This window comes from Sinorhizobium medicae (assembly GCF_007827695.1).
GTDB classification, from domain to species: domain Bacteria; phylum Pseudomonadota; class Alphaproteobacteria; order Rhizobiales; family Rhizobiaceae; genus Sinorhizobium; species Sinorhizobium medicae.
Window position 1 is genome coordinate 16,958 of the sequence record NZ_VITA01000016.1, and the last position, 16,648, is coordinate 33,605.

Here is a 16,648-nt window from a genome sequence, read left to right on the forward strand (position 1 = left end):
TTGTCCGATCAATAGGTTGCAGTAACCCCACCATCCACCACCAGCGTATGGCCGGTGATGTAGCGGGCGTCGGAGGAAAGGAGGAACGCGACGGGTCCGGCGATATCCTCGGCGGTTCCGGGATGACCCAGCGGGAGCCGCCGGTGCTTCAAATAGACTTCCCTGAATTCTTCGGTAGCATATTCGCTGCTGCCATCGGCAAGCCGCGCCATTCGCGTGTCGATGAAACCGGGGGCGACCGCGTTCACCCGGATGGACTGGGGCGCCAATTCCACCGCCAGATTGCGCGTCATATTGATGAGACCGGCCTTGGCCGTCGAATAAGGAATTGCGTCGCGCAACCCGGCCATACCCATGATAGAGGCGATATTTACGATGGCCGAAGGTGCGGAAGCTTTGATCAGTTCAAGCGCGCTCAATACGCAAAGCAACGCTCCGTCGAGGTTCGTCGCCACTACGCGGCGGTAGCGGTCATAGTCCAGTTCGGCTAAGAGACTTGCGTCAAGCATCGCAGCGTTGTTGACCAGTCCATGGAGGACGCCGAACCGCAGGCCGATTGCGGCAATGAGCCTGTCGATCGAACCCCGATCGGTAATGTCCACCCCGGCCGGAATCCAACGTTCATCCGCGCCTGCCGGCGCCGCACCGGCCAGCGCTTCCTCATCAATATCGGCGGCATAGACAAACATGCCCTCCTGCCAGAGCCGGACAGAAATGGCCGCCCCGATCCCACGCGCCGCCCCCGTTACGAGTACGACTTTGCCAGCCAGATTCATTTCAATCCTCCTATCGACGCGCGCGACGGATCACGTGCAATAGCGATGGCTTCCTATACAGAATACGGTATACTATAGTCAATCACCATGGAAAGACTCCTATGACAAAGCTGCTCAGCCCCATTCAGCGTTCGCGTACCATTTCGGAGGAAGTGGAGGAGCGACTCGTCCTGGCAATCGCAAGCGGCGAGCAGGCCGCCGGATCCCGCCTCACAGAGGGCAGTGTCGCCGAAGCCATGGGCGTGAGCCGGGTTCCGGCACGCGAAGCTATCTTGAGCCTAGCGGCAAAAGGCCTGCTGACATCGGCCGGTGCGCGCGGCTTGAAGGTCGTGGATTTTGGTCGGGGGCAAGCTGCAAAAGTTCGCGAGGTTCGCCTTGCTTTGGAAGCCGTGGCAATCCGCCATGCCATAGCCGCAGTCCGAGCCGACCCGGATGCACTACGGCCGCTGGACGAGGTACTCGCGCGTATGGAACAGCTGACCAGAGCCCCGAGCGCCATCGCCCTTGCGAAGTGCGATCTTGAGTTTCACCGCACCATTCTAGGCTATTCCCGCAACGACGTGCTGGTTCGGTCATGGGAGGCGCTGACGCCGCATTTACTTGTCCTGTTCTGCAAGGACTGGCACACCCACCCCGATGGCGTCGGCGAAGTGAAACTGCACGACGATCTGCGTACATTCATCTCAAAGGGCGGCGAGCGCGACATCGAGCAGGTGCTGGGCAACCATTTCTCCTGAACCGCCCGATAGTCGTGGTCACCCGTGAGCGCCTGAGGGGTCTTCCCCGGATCGGCCACGATCGGGGGAAGACGGGGTATCGCTCAATAAGCCGAGGCAAGGCCGACGATTACACCCGTTGCAAGGCTGATCAGGAGGTAGTCATTGTCGACACGCACCCATTGCTGACCCCGCGGCGGCGGCCGCAGCTTATAATGGCGATAGTTGCGGACATAAGCCATGTGGCGCCGCTCGGACGGGCTCAGGCGGTGGCCTCGCGCCCAGCGGTGCTTCTTGATGATCACGCGCTTTTCGACATGCTTCTCGACATGCCTGTTCCCACGTTTGTCGATGCGTTTCTCGATGTGTTTTTCGACATGACGATCGACTGACCTGTGGCGATAGCGATCATGCGCCTGCGCCAGTTCATAGGAGCCGGCCGGCTGAGCAAGCGCCATCGGCGCGGCAAGGAATGAGCTGGCGACGAGCGCGATCAGAAGGCGTTTCATGGGGTTTCCCTTTCGTTATTACCCGGTGAAACTAGGCCTCCCTTCCTGAACCGAATATGAAAACGGACATTACAATTAGGTAATGATTACTAATGCTTATGAGACAATTCTCATACGCTTTCGAAATCTCATACGGTGAGCGCCTGATACCGGAAGCGGTCGAAGTCCGCAGGGATCGCTCTGCCCGAGATGTCGAAAGCGAACATTCCCGTAAACGCACCGGTAAAGGAACCATGCTCGCCGCGGCCGCCTTCGTCCGAAATGACGCCGGCGTCGAGCACAGGACCGATGGCCGCCCACTCGGCCTGAGCCGTTCCCCGCCAGAAGAACCGGAGATCGTTGTCCCTCACCTCCATGGCAAGCTGAACGGGGCCATCCGCTAAGGCGACACCGCTCCCGATCGGGTACGCCAACCGTCCGTTCGGGAAATCCCCCGGACAGGAGAGTATGGTGATAACGCGCCCAAGCGTCTCGTGATGTGTGATGCCGAGAGCATGAAACTTTTGCCGGTTATAGTAATGCGTGAGCCCCGCCACCTGCTGGTATGTATCGGGCGCAAAGTCGATGACTGTTTCGGCGCGGAAAGAATGATGCTCCTGCCGCCGGGCGACGAGCGCCTGCTCGAACCAGCTGCCGATGCTCTCGCGGCCGAAGAGCCGGAGATGACCGGTCCGGGCGGTCAACGAGAAAATGCGCGAGGGAACAGGGGTACGCAGCCACTGAAACTCCGGTGGAAGCGCCAGCTCGTCGAAGTCAGTTTCGTTCACGACGCGCTCAGCGACGGTTCCAGTGGCTCCGGGCGCCGGCACGGTTAGCTCCGGCACCGGACCGCCATTTTCCAGATAGAGCCAGCCATCCTCCCGCCAGACGCATTTCTGCAGCGCTGTCTCGCGCCCCAGCGTGCAGCGGCGCAGCGGCGGCAGCGGACGGCCGCATAGATGCGTATGATAGGCCTGCCCGTCCGGCGTCTCGACATATTGGCCGTGCCCCGCACGCTGCAGAGCCACCTCCGGGTGATCCTTGGAAGTGATGAGATGAACGTTCGGGTGCATCTCATAGGGGCCATCGATCGTACGGGATCGTGCCATTCCAACGGCGTGGTCGTAACCGGTTCCTCCCTCCGCGACCGTGAGATAATACCAGCCGTCGCGTTTGAAGAGATGCGGACCTTCGACAAGGCCGAGCGGACTGCCGGCGAAGATGTTTTTCACCGGTCCCACGAGCTTGCGGGTCCGCTCGTCCCATTCCTGCAGCAGAATACCGTCGAATGCGGGGCTCTTGGGCGAGCCGCCGAAGCTTTCGGTGCGGTGATTCCACTGCATGTTGAGAAACCACTTGCGGCCGTCATCATCGTGGAAGAGCGACGGATCGAAACCCGACGAGTTCACATAGACCGGGTCGGACCAGGTGGCCTCCACCGCCTCCGCCGTCACGATATAGTTGTGCGCATCCTTGAAGTTGCCGTCCAGGCGCTTGACGTCGGTATAGACCAGCCAGAACAGCCCGTCGCAATAGGAGAGGCACGGCGCCCACACGCCGCAGCTATCGGGATTGCCGCGCATGTCGAGCTGGCTTGCCCGCTCGAGCGGACGACGCACCAGCCGCCAGTTCACGAGGTCGCGCGAATGGTGGATCTGTACGCCTGGATACCATTCGAATGTCGAGGTCGCGATGTAATAATCGTCACCGACCCGGCAGATGGATGGGTCTGGATTGAAGCCCGGCAGAACCGGATTGCGGATTGTCGCGGTCATCTCTGTCTCCGTCCTCGCGTGCTGCATCGAGCCCCATACCCACCGCCTTTTCAAGACATTTCGCCAGGCGCTTCAACCCGGCCTTGGCAGCGATTGTGAAGGGCGAATCGTTTGGAGTTCCGGGCACGAGCTTCATCTTCGGCGAAAGCTGCGGCGGAACATCGGCGGGAATCGCGTTTGGCTGCCTAAGTTTTGTTCATTCGCCGGTGAGCGATATTCGACTTTCGTCTGAGACTTCATCGCTATCCCCGAAAATCGAGTGCCGGACTTGAAAGCAGGCTTGAAATCGGCACTGTGCCTGTGCTTGGCAAAAAACAAAAAATCAATGCGGGGAGGAACTCGATGAAACCGTTACTCGGCTTCAGCCGACTTATCGACACCATCACGGAAAAGATCGGCAAGGCGGTCTCGTGGCTCATCCTGGTGGCGGTGCTCGTGAGCGCCGGCAACGCCATCATCCGAAAAGCGTTCAACATGTCGTCCAATGCATGGCTCGAGGCGCAGTGGTATCTCTTCGGCGCCGCCTTCATGTTCGCGGCCGCTTACACGCTGAGCCAGAATGAGCACATCCGTATCGACGTCGTCTATGGAATGTTCTCGCGCCGCGTACAGCACTGGATCGACCTCTTCGGGCACGTCTTCTTCCTGATGCCGTTCGTGGTTCTTATGCTCTATTACCTCGTGCCCTACGTGCGCATGTCCTATGTCTCGGGTGAACTTTCCTCGAGCGCGGGCGGGCTCGTCATCTGGCCGGCGAAAGCGATCCTGCTGATCGGCTTCGTGCTTCTCGCCCTGCAGGGCGTTTCGGAAATCATCAAGAAAATCGCCATCATGACCGGCAACATGGACGATCCGACGCCTTATGTTCCTGCGCATGCACCGCTCGATGACGTCGTATCGCCGGAGGCGCGTTCATGATCGAGTTCGTCGCTGAAAACCTGGCGCCCATCATGTTCGTGTCGCTGATCGTGTTCCTTCTGCTCGGATACCCGGTCGCCTTCTCGCTCGCCGCCAACGGTCTCCTGTTCTTCATAATCGGCGTCGAACTTGCGCCCTTGTCCGACTCCATCAATCTCTCCTGGCCTCTGCTCAACGCACTGCCGGAACGGTTCTGGGGAGTCATGTCGAACGATACGCTCCTCGCCATTCCCTTCTTCACTTTCATGGGCATAGTGCTCGAACGATCGGGCATGGCCGAGGACCTTCTCGACACCATCGGCCAGCTTTTCGGCCCGGTGAGAGGCGGCCTTGCCTACGCCGTCATCTTCGTAGGCGCATTGCTTGCTGCCACGACCGGCGTCGTAGCGGCTTCCGTCATCGCCATGGGCCTGATCTCACTGCCGATCATGCTGCGCTACGGCTACGACCGCCGCGTCGCTTCAGGCGTCATCGCCGCCTCCGGCACGCTCGCCCAGATCATCCCACCGTCCCTCGTGCTGATCGTTCTCGCCGACCAGCTCGGCCGTTCCGTCGGCGACATGTATGCCGGCGCGCTCATTCCCGGCCTTATTCTGACGAGTCTGTACATGGGCTACATTCTGCTCATGTCGTTCCTGAAGCGTGACTCCATGCCGGCATTGCCGCTGGAAGCCCGCACGCTCGGTTCCGGCGTAACCTCGCTTCTCGTCGCGCTGGTCGTCGCCGCAGGCATAGCCTATGCGGCCCATGTCTATTTTTCCCCGACGCAGGGAGAAAACGCAGACATCCTCGGAGCGACGGTGGGCGTCCTGTTCATCTACCTGGTGGCGCTTGCCGACAGGGCGTTCAAGATCAACGCGCTTTCCCGGCTCGCTCAGCAGGTAATCATCGTCTTGATCCCGCCGCTGGCTCTGATCTTCCTGGTTCTCGGTACGATCTTCCTCGGCATCGCCACCCCGACGGAAGGCGGAGCCATGGGCGCCGTCGGCGCGCTCGTCATGGCGGCAGCCAAGGGCCGCCTGAGCATGGAGGTCATCCGCGCCGCGCTGGCCTCCACAACGAGGCTCTCCGCCTTCGTGCTGTTCATCCTGATCGGCGCCCGCGTCTTTTCGCTCACCTTCTACGGCGTCAACGGCCACCTCTGGGTGGAGCATCTGCTGACTGCGCTGCCTGGCGGAGAAATCGGCTTCCTGATCGCCGTGAACGTGCTCGTCTTCTTCCTGGCGTTCTTCCTGGATTTCTTCGAACTCGCCTTCATCATCGTGCCGCTCCTCGCACCGGCAGCCGACAAGTTGGGGATCGACCTGATCTGGTTCGGCGTGCTGCTCGGCATCAACATGCAGACGAGCTTCATGCATCCGCCCTTCGGCTTCGCGCTGTTCTATCTGCGATCCGTGGCAGCCAGAGTGCCCTATCTGGACAAGGTGACCGGCAAAAGGATGCAGCCGGTAACGACCGGGCAGATCTATTGGGGCGCCGTTCCTTTCGTCTGCATACAAATCATCATGGTTGCGCTGACGCTGATGTTCCCGCAGATGGTCCTGCATTACAAAGGCACCGGCTCGGAGGTCGATCCGTCGACGATCAAGATCGAAGTTCCGGGTTTCGGGTCCGGCGGCGGCGGGCTTACCCTGCCCGACAATGGCGGCGGTCTCGGCCTTCCCGGCGGCCTGCAGCTGCCGGGCGGCAGCCCGCTCGACGAGAGCCGGCAGCCGGCCCAACCGGATACGGCGCCGAAGCAGAACAATACGGCACCCGATCTCAGCGCGCCGCCATCGTTCAACTGATATCGTTCCGCTATTCGCCGAAACAGTGAAGCCATCTGACGCTGTCAGATGGCTTCACTGCAATCATGAGCCTGATAGATTCCAAAAAATTAGAGCGGGATGCGGAAAGCGGCGCAGAGTTTTCATCATCCCGCTCTATACGCCTGGGAGGCGATTACTCTGCAGCGAACTGCTGGGGGCTGAGCCTCAGGGCAGCTGCGCGACGATGGCCTTCGAGCCGCTCCGTAGCGCTTTGCCGCACGGCGGCTGGGGCCACGGCGGCAACGCCGCGTTCATCCAACCATTGGTGCGTGCAGGTCTTGAGGTAGGAACCGACCCAGAGGCCGCCCGTGTAGCGACCCGCCGCCATGGTCGGGAGAGTGTGGTTGGTGCCGCAGCACTTATCCGAGTAAACCACGCTCGCCAGTTCGCCAATGAACAGCGAACCATAGTTGCGGAGCTTCCTGGCTGTCGCCTGCGGGTCGCGGGTGTGGACCTGAAGGTGCTCGGCTGCGATGTAGTCCGAGTAAGCAATCATGGTTGTTTCGTCTTCGCAGACGGTAATCTCGCCATAGTCTTTCCAGGCGACCGAGGCCACGTTGGCAGTGGAGAGATCCTGGAGCTGCTTTTCGACTTCGACCAGGGTCTCTTCGGCGAGTTTGCGATCGGTCGTGATCAGGCCGACGCGGGTGCGAACGTCATGTTCCGCCTGAGCGAGGAGGTCGGTGGCAATCATCGCCGCCTTGCCGGTCTCGTCAGCGACGATGAAGATTTCGCTCGGACCGGCAAGCTGGTCGATACCGACCTGACCGAACACCTGGCGCTTGGCTTCGTTTACGAATGCGTTGCCGGGCCCTACGATCTTGTCGACTGCAGGGATGGTTTCGGTTCCGGATGCCATTGCTGCGATCGCCTGGGCTCCACCCACGCGGAAGATTCGATCAGCGCCGGACAGATGGCAGCCGGCAATCATTGCAGGATGTGCATTCGGCGGGAGGCAGGCGATGACCTGATCGCAACCGGCGACTTTGGCCGGCACGATGGTCATGACCGGAGCGGACAGGAGGGGATAGCGACCGCCGGGTACGTAGCAGCCCACGATTTCGATCGGAATGACACGGTGGCCGAGGTGCAGGCCGGGAAGCGTCTCGATCTCCAGCGGGAGGATGGTCTTGAGCTGAGCCTCTGCAAAGGCGCGGACATTCGCAATAGCGAATTCGGTGTCTTCGCGGGTCTGCGGGTCGAGTTCCGCGACAGCCTTCAGCCTCTCCTCCTGGCTTACTTCGAATTTTTCCAGCTCCACTTTGTCGAAGGCTGCCGAATATTCGCGAACAGCGGCGTCGCCCCGCTCGCGCACGTTCGCGATGATCTCCTTGACCGTCTTCTCAACCGGAGCCGTGTCGGAGACCGCATCGCGGCCAGGTTTCTTGATCTGAGTGAACTTGCCGTCCAAAGCACTGAGACGCGATGCCATTTGAAGCTCCTTTGTGGGTGATGTGCACTCAGCATCGTTGAACCGCTGCGGACGGGCAATTGCCCACAAACCACCTGTTCAGTATTCTCACCACTTTGACCAAGAGGCGAGCGTATCGGGTAGGAGGCGCGTGCCGGGAATGCGATATTCTGACGAACCGATCAGATGAGGAACTGACATATGCCGAAAATCGGAAGCAAACTTCGTGAACTGCGCCGGAGACGAGACTTGGGTGTCAGAGAGCTTGCCGCGCGGTCCGGAATTTCGCACTCCACGATTTCACTTATCGAGCGAGACCGGATGAGCCCGTCGATCGACACGCTCGGCGCGGTGCTCGATGCCCTGGGCACCACATTGCCCGGCTTCTTTTCCGACCTGCAATCGAGCCTTCCGTATACGCCGTTCTATTCCTCGACCGACCTCATCGAGATTGGAAAGGTTGATACAATCTCCTATCGCGTCATCGGACTGGACCACCCCAACAGACAGATGCTCATGCTCCACGAACGTTACGCGATCGGCGCAGATACCGGCGAGGAGTTCACGCATGCAGCCCAGGAGGCCGGCATGGTCCTGTCCGGAGCAGTCGAGGTGACGGTAGGCAATCAGAAGCGTGTGTTGCACCCTGGTGACGGCTATTATTTCGATAGCCGCCTCCCCCATCGTTTCCGGAACGTTCACGACGGCCAGAGCGAGGTCGTGAGCGCCATCACGCCGCCGACTTATTGACGAGCCGGCCACAGGACATCCGTGGTGAGAATAGTAACCAGGGCGGTTATCCCCACTTCCCAAACCTCCTAAACCTGCTTTCTATCCCTCCAGTCGAAATTAATGGGGAGCGCGTCCGTTGAAAATTCTCAAAGCCACTATCATTGTCTCCAGCGTCCTGATGACAGGCACCTTCGGCGCGCAAGCGCGCGACCTCACCGTCGTGTCCTGGGGCGGAAATTTCCAGGATGCGCAACGAAAAATATTCTTCGAAACTTTTGCCAAGGAAACCGGGAAACCTGTCCTCGATGAAAGCTGGGAGGGTGGATACGGTGTGTTGCAGGCCAAGGTAAAGGCCGGTATCCCGAACTGGGACGTAGTCGAAGTCGAAGCCGAAGAATTGGCGCTGGGTTGTGCCGACGGCATCTTCGAGAAGATCGACTGGCAGAAAATGGGCGGTAAGGAAGCATATCTTCCCGCCGCCGTCAGCGACTGCGGGGTCGGCAATATAGTTTGGTCGACGGGCCTGTCTTATGACGGTGACAAGCTTGCAGAGGGTCCGAAGACCTGGGCCGATTTCTGGGATACCAAGAAATTCCCCGGCAAGCGCGGCCTGCGCAAGGGACCGAAATACGCGCTCGAGTTCGCTCTGATGGCCGATGGCGTCGCCCCCGACCAGGTGTACGATGTGCTCAGTGGCGAGGGCGGCGTCGATCGCGCCTTCAAGAAGCTCGATGTATTGAAGGCCGATATTATCTGGTGGGACGCCGGGGCGCAGCCGCTTCAACTGTTGTCTTCCGGCCAGGTCGTGATGACGTCGGCATATAACGGCCGGATCAGCGGTATCAACCGGAGCGAGGGCAAGAAGTTCGGCTTCGTTTTCCCGGGCAGCGTCTATGCGATCGACAGCTGGGTCATCCTCAAGGACAGCCCGAACAAGGACGCGGGCATGGACTTCATCGCCTATGCCAGCAAGGCCGAAAACCAGGCGAAGCTTCCTGAGTTCATCGCATATGGCCTACCGAACCTCGGGGCCACCGAACTTGTCCCGCAACAGTTTCAGGAAGAGCTGCCTACAACGGAAAAGAACCTGAATGGTGCGGTCGCCCTCGATGTGGATTTCTGGACCGACAACTCCGAAGAACTGACCCAGCGGTTCAACGCCTGGCTCGCTCAGTAAGCGGCCTTACCTCGCGCCGCTCTGCCGCCCCTGCTGTAGGGGCGGTATAACCCTTTTGTCAATCAGGGGGCGGCCCTTCTCAAGTTTGCGTGGGTGATGATGGGCAACGCATTTATTCACTTCGACAACGTCAGCAAAGCGTTCGGCGTCATGACGGTCGTCGACAATCTCGAACTGGCCATCCAACAGGGCGAATTCGTCAGCATGCTTGGACCTTCGGGTTCTGGCAAGACGACGCTTCTGATGATGCTGGCCGGCTTCGAGGCTCCTAGCAGCGGCTCGATCTCCGTCAAGGGTAAGCGCGTCGATGCATTGCCCCCTTACAAACGGAACATGGGGGTGGTTTTCCAGAACTACGCTCTGTTCCCCCATATGACAGTTGCCGAAAACGTGGCGTTTCCCCTCAAAATGCGAGGCGTCTCTCGCAGCGAAACCGCCGAACGAGTGGGCAAAGCTCTGGACATGGTCCAGCTCGGGCAATTCCATGAAAGGCGGCCGAGCCAGTTGTCCGGCGGTCAGCAGCAACGCGTGGCGCTGGCGCGGGCGCTCGTCTTCGAGCCCGAAGTCGTCCTTATGGACGAACCGCTCGGGGCCCTGGACAAAAAGCTGCGCGAGCAAATGCAGATGGACATTCGCGACATCCATCATCGCTTGGGTCTGACCATCGTTTTCGTCACGCATGATCAGGCCGAAGCGCTGACGATGTCGGACAGAATTGCGATCTTCAATCACGGGAAGATCGAGCAGATCGGCAAGCCTTCCGAAATCTACGACCGCCCGACGACGCAGTTCGTCGCCGAGTTCATTGGCGAAACCAACCTGCTCAGCGGGAGGGTCACGGCCTGCCGGAACGGCCTTTTGGATGTTGCGGTCGAGGGCGGCCAGCAAATCAAGGTCGCTTCCACCGCGAAGTTCGAACCGGGTGAGCATGTGAAAGTGTCCGTTCGGCCGGAGCGCATCGAACTCGCTCCCGCTGGCGGTTCGGCGAATGAATTGAGTGTCAGGGTGTCCGACGTCGTCTATCGCGGCGATCACCTGCAGGTGATCGCCGCGGCTGCGAGCGGACCACTCGTCGTAAAATCGACCAGGAAAGCAAGCGCGCCTCGTATCGGCGATGAGGCGGTTGCTTCATTCTCCCCCGAACAATGCTGGATCGTCGCATGAAGCAACGATCCTGGCTCCTGCGGCACGCCAAATCCTTCGTCCTGATTGCGCCACTGGCGCTATTTCTTGCCTTCTTCTTCGTTGCCCCGCTGGTAACCATGATGAAGACGGCCGTCTCCGATCCCGTCGCTTCTCGGGCGCTTCCGAATATCGCCGCTGCCCTCGACGGCTGGGATCGTACAAGCGCCCCGCCGGCTGATGCGCAGAGAGCGTTGGTCGCGGATATCCGGGGAATACAGGAGGATGAACTGTTCGGTGACCTGGTTCGCAGGCTGAACAGCGCGAAGTCCGGTTTCCGTACTCTGATGGGCAAGACCAGAAAGGCCGTTGCCGAGAACCCGAACCTCGATGACCTGATTTCCGTCGACAAGCGATGGAGCGACCCGGCATTTTGGATTGCGGTGCAGGATGCGGCGAGCTCGCCCGTCACCGACAGGAACCTTCTTGCAGCTGTCGATCTGACGCGCGATTTGAATGGCAATATCATCGAAGCGCCTGCCGGTACCTCGGCGAACCGCGAAACGCTGATTCGCACCATTGTCATGGCCGGCATGGTAACCATATGCACCGTTCTGATCGGGCTGCCTTTCGCGATGGTTGCGGCCTCGACCACAGGATGGAAACGTCAACTCTTGCTCGGAGCGGTGCTGCTCCCGCTCTGGACGTCGCTCCTCGTCAGGACGGCCGCCTGGTACATCATTCTGCAAGACAACGGCTTGATCAATTTAACACTCCAGGCGATCGGCCTGACCGAAGGGCCATTGCCTCTGATCTTCAATCGGCTCGGCGTCGTCATCGCGATGACCCATGTCCTGCTTCCATTCATGGTGCTGCCGATCTTCAGTGTCTTGATCGGCATCCCCAAGAACCTCATGCCGGCTGCGGCCTCGTTGGGCGCTTCACCTGTCCGGTCATTCCTTTCGGTGCTTCTGCCCCTCAGCCTGCGAGGCGTCGTGTCCGGATCGCTGCTCGTATTCATGAGCGCTCTTGGCTACTACATCACGCCCGCACTGATCGGCGGTGCAAAGGACCAGATGATCAGCGCCGTGATCGCTTATTATGCGACGGGGGCGGCCAACTGGGGCATGGCCGGCGCGCTCGGAATCGTTCTGCTGACCGCCACGATCATTCTGTATGTCGTGTATTTGCGGCTCTCATCCGAGGAGGCAAAGGCATGAAAGCGCTTCCTCTATCCAAGGCAGTATTCGGCTCTGCCGTCGTCGTCTTTCTGATGGCACCACTGTTTGCGATCCTGCCATTGGCGTTCACGGATAGCGTCTTCCTCAACTACCCGATCCCGAGCTTCTCGCTGAGGTGGTTCGATGAACTGTTCACGGCCGATGCCTGGAGGCGCTCGATCATCAACAGCCTGATCATCGGAGCAGGAACGACCGTGCTTGCAACCGTGTTGGGGACGGTTGCATCGCTTGGACTTCGCGGCAGGTCCGTATCGCTGCTGTTCGGCTTCTTCCGCACGGTGTTCCTGCTGCCGATGGTGGTTCCAGCGGTGGTTCTGGGCGTCGGCATGCAGTTGATGTTTGCACAGTACGGGCTCGCGAACACCTATCTGGGGGTGATCGTGGCGCATACGGTCATTGCCATTCCGTTTGTGGTGGTCAACGTCACGGCCGCGTTGCAAGGCATCGATCACCGGCTCGAAAACGCTGCCGCGAGCCTTGGGGCACCGCCGATCGTGGTCCTCAGGAGAGTCACGCTGCCCCTGGCAATGCCGGGCATCATTTCAGGAGCAGTCTTTGCGTTTGCGACCTCGCTTGATGAGGTGGTGCTGACGTTGTTTGTCGCGGGTCCCAACCAGAGAACCGTCGCACGGCAGATGTTCTCCACGATCCGCGAAAACATCAGCCCCGCCATCGCTGCAGCCGCATTCCTGTTCATCGCAGGAACCGTTGTGATCGCGGCCCTGGTTTATCTCGTCCGACGGAGAAACCAGATCGCTTAGGAAGGCTTATGCGCCAAAAAAGGCCCCGGAAAAGCACTCCGGGGCCCTGTCTCGTCAAAAGTTCCGACAGCGGCTCAGATCTTGCCGTTGCGCTGCTGGATCATCATGAAGGTATCGTAGTTGTATTCGGCGATCTGGGCGTTGAGGAAATATTCGGCGCGGAAGGCCTTGATCGAATCCCAGATCTTCTTGAATGCGGGGTTGGAGGATTCCATTTCCGCATAGACCTTGTTGGACTCGTCGAAGCAGGCCGACAGGATTTCCGGGCTGAACGGGCTCAACTTCGCTCCCGCCGCAACAAGACGCTTGATGGCGGCCGGGTTGAGATAGTCGTACTTCTGCAGCATGTTTGCGTCGGTGGCCTGGCAGGCCGTCCGCAGGAGCGACTGATAGGCCTTCGGGAGTCCTTCGTAAGCGGCCTTGTTGAACATGGCGTGCACGGTCGGACCGCCTTCCCACCAGCCGGGATAGTAGTAATAGGGCGCGACCTTGTAGAAGCCGAGCTTTTCGTCGTCATAGGGGCCGACCCATTCGGCCGCATCGATCGTGCCTTTTTCGAGCGCCGGATAGATATCGCCGCCGGCGAGCTGCTGCGGCACGACGCCGAGACGTTCCATGACCTTGCCCGCGAAACCGCCGACGCGCATCTTCAGCCCCTTCATGTCGGCGACGGTCTTGATCTCCTTGCGGAACCAACCGCCCATCTGGACGCCGGTATTGCCGCCCGGAAAGCCGATGAGCCCCTGGGCGCCGAGAAACTCATTGAAAAGGTCGATGCCGCCGCCATGATAGTGCCAGGCGTTCATGCCGCGGGCGTTGAGCGCGAAGGGCACGGCTGCGCCGAGCGCCCAGGTCGGATCCTTGCCCCAATAATAATAGGCGACCGTATGGCACGCTTCGACGGTGCCGGCAGCCGCGGCATCTGCAGCCTGAAGACCGGGTACGATCTCGCCGGCTGCGAAGGCCTGGATCTGGAAATTGCCGTCAGTGGCTTCAGACACGTATTTCGACAGGACTTCCGCACCACCATAGATGGTGTCCAGCGACTTCGGGAAGGACGAGGTCAAGCGCCACGTGACCTTCGGGTTGCTCTGCGCAACGGCTGGCGCAGCCAGTGCCGACGCGGCAGCCGCACCCAGGCCGCCAATGCTCGCATTTTTGATGAATGAACGGCGATCCATAGTTCCTCCCTGTTTCCCGCCATGGGCAGTTTCGGTACGGTTCAGCCCGCCCCGTTACCCACCGAACCTTCGTCCTTCCCATCCGGGGCGACGCAAGGCTCTTCCTCCTTGTTATGGCCGGAGACGCCGAAGCCCGCGAAGGCTGCGCACATCACGGCACCCACGCACCATACCCATTCGCAAATGCATGTCCAGCAGCCGTTTTACGGCGCCGTCTTCGACTTTTGTATGAGACGCCGCAAACCGGTTGAGACTGCTCAAAATGGAGGCAAATCAATGCATTCGAGCAGATTCAAAGCTCCGCAGACTTAGCCCAGAGATTCACGTCGGCCTCGCGCGCGTAAAGATCGATCTCGCTCAGTTCCTCTGCTGTGAAACTGTCGTTTTCCAGTGCCTTCACGCAATCGATAATCTGCGCGGAACGGCTGGCGCCGATCAGCGCCGAGGTGATGCGGCCGCCGCGCAGCACCCAGGCGAGCGCCATCTGGGCGAGTGTCTGGCCGCGCCGTTCGGCGATGGCGCTCAGCTTGCGGATGTTGTCGATGATCGCCGGACGGATGAACTCCTTCTTGAGGAAGTGGTTCTGCGCTGCGCGGCTGTCCTCGGGAATGCCGTTCAGGTACTTTGTCGTCAACATGCCCTGAGCCAGCGGCGAAAAGACGATCGAACCGATGCCGAGCTCCTCCAGCGTGTCCACGAGGCCGTCGTCCTCGATCCATCGGTTGAGCATCGAATAGCTCGGCTGGTGGATAATACAGGGCGTACCCAGCTCTTTCAGGATCGCCGCCGCCTCGCGCGTGCGCTGCGAATTGTACGAGGAAATGCCGACATAAAGCGCACGTCCCGAGCGAACGATGTGGTCGAGCGCTCCGCAGGTTTCTTCGAGCGGCGTTTCCGGATCGAAGCGATGGGAGTAGAAGATGTCGACATAGTCGAGCCCCATGCGTTTCAGGCTCTGGTCGCAGGAGGCGATAAGATATTTGCGGCTGCCCCACTCGCCATAGGGGCCGGGCCACATGTAATAGCCGGCCTTGGACGAGATGATGAGTTCGTCGCGCAGGCCGCTGAAATCACTGCGCATAATTTCGCCGAAGGCGGTTTCGGCGGTGCCCGGCGGCGGGCCGTAATTGTTGGCCAGATCGAAATGCGTGATGCCGAGGTCGAGCGCCGTGCGACACATGTCAACCTTACGCTCGTGCGGCGTGTCGTCGCCGAAATTGTGCCAAAGGCCCAGGGAAATCGCCGGCAGCCTCAAGCCGCTCCTGCCGCAGCGATTATACTTCATCTTCTCGTATCGATTTTCCGCCGGTTGCCAGGCCATGGGTAAATGTTCCTTGTTTCGGGATGGGAGTGAATACCCCTGCCCAACCCCTCCCCACAAGGGGGAGGGACTTGCCGTGGCGCCACTTCAGCGCAAGAGCGCCCTCGCCTCTTCAATTCCAAGCGCCGCCGGCTGGGTGCAGGTCGTCGACAATGTGACGAAGCCTCCCTCCTCGCCCGATTTCAGGATCGAAACCATCACGTCGACCCCGTGCAGCGTGCGTTCGAGCGAGCAGCGAGCGTCGCGGCCCTTGAGGATCGCATCTGCCATGTCCGCGAGCCCCGCCGCGCGATAATTGGCGATCGGGCCGAGCGGATGGTCCCAGTTGTTGACGGCGAACGGATGGTCCCACATTTCGAGCGGCTGTATGTCCTTGTTCCGTCCGCTGGCTTCGACCGTGCCCCCGAAAAAATTTGGATCCGGAACGAAGAGTGAGCCATCTGTGCCGTAAAGCTCCATGTTTGCATGGCGATGCGCCCAGACATCCCAGCTTGCCGAGAGGGTGATGGTCGCACCGTTCTGGAATTCGAGCAGGGCGTGTATGTTGGTAGGTGTCCTGACCGGGATAACCTCGCCCTTTCGGGGCTCGCTGGTGATGGTCCGCGTCGTGCTTGCCATGGAGGACAGTGCAGCTACGCGTTTTACCGGTCCGATCAGGTTGATCAGGTTGGCAATGTAATAGGGCCCGAGGTCGAGGATCGGCCCGCCGCCCGGCAGGAAGAAGAAGTCCGGATTCGGATGCCACATTTCCATACCGGGGCTCATGACGTGACAGGTGCCGGAGGTGACCCGGCCGATCTTGCCCGCGTCGATATAATTGCGGGCGAGCTGGTGTGCACCGCCGAGGAAAGTGTCCGGTGCGCAGCCGACAGTCAGCCCTTTCCTCGTGGCGATGCTCCTGAGCTCTTCCCCCTGCTCCAGCGAGAGCACCAAAGGTTTTTCCGAATAGACATGCTTGCCCGCTTCCAAAATGGCCTTTGAAACCGGGAAGTGCGCCTCCGGAATCGTCAGATTGACGACGATGTCCGCTTCCGGGTTGGCGAGAAGCGCTTCGATGCTCTGCGCCGTGACGTCGAATTCCGCGCCGCGTGCTTCAGCCGCCACCGGATTGATGTCGGCGCATGCGGCGATCCTGATACCCTTGAACAGTGGAGCGAGTTTGAAATAGGTCGTTGAAATATTGCCGCATCCGATGATGCCGACGCCAAGTTCTTTTGTCAT

General features: G+C 60.1%; 15 protein-coding genes. 8 read left to right on the forward strand and 7 right to left on the reverse strand.

Translation table 11 applies throughout. From position 1 onward, the window contains the following. Positions 1-8: 8 nt before the first annotated feature. Positions 9-776 (reverse strand): SDR family NAD(P)-dependent oxidoreductase, encoded by a 768-nt coding sequence (locus tag FB009_RS23560; protein WP_011975846.1) that lies wholly within the window; start codon positions 774-776, stop codon positions 9-11. Between the two features lie 101 nt (positions 777-877). On the opposite strand from FB009_RS23560, the gene FB009_RS23565 reads away from it, so the two are divergent. After that, positions 878-1,513 carry a GntR family transcriptional regulator gene (locus tag FB009_RS23565; protein WP_011975847.1) on the forward strand — a complete coding sequence of 212 codons (636 nt, stop codon included), beginning with the start codon at positions 878-880 and terminating at the stop codon, positions 1,511-1,513. Between the two features lie 83 nt (positions 1,514-1,596). Here FB009_RS23565 and FB009_RS23570 read toward each other — a convergent pair whose 3' ends face one another. Together FB009_RS23570 and FB009_RS23575 are read right to left on the reverse strand one after the other, a co-directional pair. After that, positions 1,597-2,001 carry an RcnB family protein gene (locus tag FB009_RS23570; protein WP_011975848.1) on the reverse strand — a complete coding sequence of 135 codons (405 nt, stop codon included), beginning with the start codon at positions 1,999-2,001 and terminating at the stop codon, positions 1,597-1,599. A 128-nt stretch (positions 2,002-2,129) separates the two neighbouring features. Next, positions 2,130-3,755 carry a glycoside hydrolase family 43 protein gene (locus tag FB009_RS23575; RefSeq protein WP_011975849.1) on the reverse strand — a complete coding sequence of 542 codons (1,626 nt, stop codon included), beginning with the start codon at positions 3,753-3,755 and terminating at the stop codon, positions 2,130-2,132. A gap of 342 nt (positions 3,756-4,097) precedes the next feature. On the opposite strand from FB009_RS23575, the gene FB009_RS23580 reads away from it, so the two are divergent. After that, the gene (locus FB009_RS23580) at positions 4,098-4,673 is read left to right on the forward strand and encodes a TRAP transporter small permease subunit (RefSeq protein WP_011975850.1); all 576 of its coding nucleotides are present in this window, start codon (positions 4,098-4,100) and stop codon (positions 4,671-4,673) included. After that, on the forward strand, positions 4,670-6,460 hold the full coding sequence (locus tag FB009_RS23585) for a TRAP transporter large permease (RefSeq protein WP_011975851.1): 1,791 nt from the start codon (positions 4,670-4,672) through the stop codon (positions 6,458-6,460). Before FB009_RS23580 ends, FB009_RS23585 begins: the two co-directional genes overlap by 4 nt. Before the next feature lie 154 nt (positions 6,461-6,614). On the opposite strand, the gene hisD is transcribed toward FB009_RS23585, so the two are convergent. Continuing rightward, on the reverse strand, positions 6,615-7,913 hold the full coding sequence (gene hisD, locus FB009_RS23590) for a histidinol dehydrogenase (protein WP_011975852.1): 1,299 nt from the start codon (positions 7,911-7,913) through the stop codon (positions 6,615-6,617). 180 nt (positions 7,914-8,093) lie between these two features. Here hisD and FB009_RS23595 point away from each other — a divergent pair, with 180 nt between their 5' ends. The 5 genes from FB009_RS23595 to FB009_RS23615 all read left to right on the forward strand — a co-directional run bounded on the left by FB009_RS23595 (position 8,094) and on the right by FB009_RS23615 (position 12,925). After that, complete coding sequence (locus FB009_RS23595) at positions 8,094-8,642, forward strand: cupin domain-containing protein (protein ID WP_011975853.1); 549 nt, start codon at positions 8,094-8,096, stop codon at positions 8,640-8,642. Positions 8,643-8,760: 118 nt separating this feature from the next. Beyond that, the gene (locus FB009_RS23600; protein WP_145161988.1) at positions 8,761-9,801 is read left to right on the forward strand and encodes an ABC transporter substrate-binding protein; all 1,041 of its coding nucleotides are present in this window, start codon (positions 8,761-8,763) and stop codon (positions 9,799-9,801) included. Between the two features lie 99 nt (positions 9,802-9,900). After that, positions 9,901-10,965 carry an ABC transporter ATP-binding protein gene (locus FB009_RS23605; protein WP_024311608.1) on the forward strand — a complete coding sequence of 355 codons (1,065 nt, stop codon included), beginning with the start codon at positions 9,901-9,903 and terminating at the stop codon, positions 10,963-10,965. Further along, positions 10,962-12,143: an ABC transporter permease gene (locus tag FB009_RS23610; protein ID WP_011975856.1), complete on the forward strand. Its 1,182-nt coding sequence runs from the start codon at positions 10,962-10,964 to the stop codon at positions 12,141-12,143. The genes FB009_RS23605 and FB009_RS23610 overlap by 4 nt, the downstream gene beginning before the upstream one ends. After that, positions 12,140-12,925 (forward strand): ABC transporter permease, encoded by a 786-nt coding sequence (locus FB009_RS23615; protein ID WP_011975857.1) that lies wholly within the window; start codon positions 12,140-12,142, stop codon positions 12,923-12,925. Before FB009_RS23610 ends, FB009_RS23615 begins: the two co-directional genes overlap by 4 nt. Before the next feature lie 74 nt (positions 12,926-12,999). Here the strand turns inward: FB009_RS23615 and FB009_RS23620 are convergent, their stop codons facing one another. The 3 genes from FB009_RS23620 to FB009_RS23635 form a co-directional block, all read right to left on the reverse strand. Then, positions 13,000-14,106: a TRAP transporter substrate-binding protein gene (locus tag FB009_RS23620; protein WP_011975858.1), complete on the reverse strand. Its 1,107-nt coding sequence runs from the start codon at positions 14,104-14,106 to the stop codon at positions 13,000-13,002. Positions 14,107-14,398: 292 nt separating this feature from the next. After that, positions 14,399-15,427: an L-glyceraldehyde 3-phosphate reductase gene (gene mgrA / locus FB009_RS23630; protein ID WP_024311610.1), complete on the reverse strand. Its 1,029-nt coding sequence runs from the start codon at positions 15,425-15,427 to the stop codon at positions 14,399-14,401. 87 nt (positions 15,428-15,514) lie between these two features. Further along, entirely contained in the window at positions 15,515-16,648 is a 1,134-nt protein-coding gene (locus FB009_RS23635) for a Gfo/Idh/MocA family protein (protein WP_011975861.1), read from the reverse strand.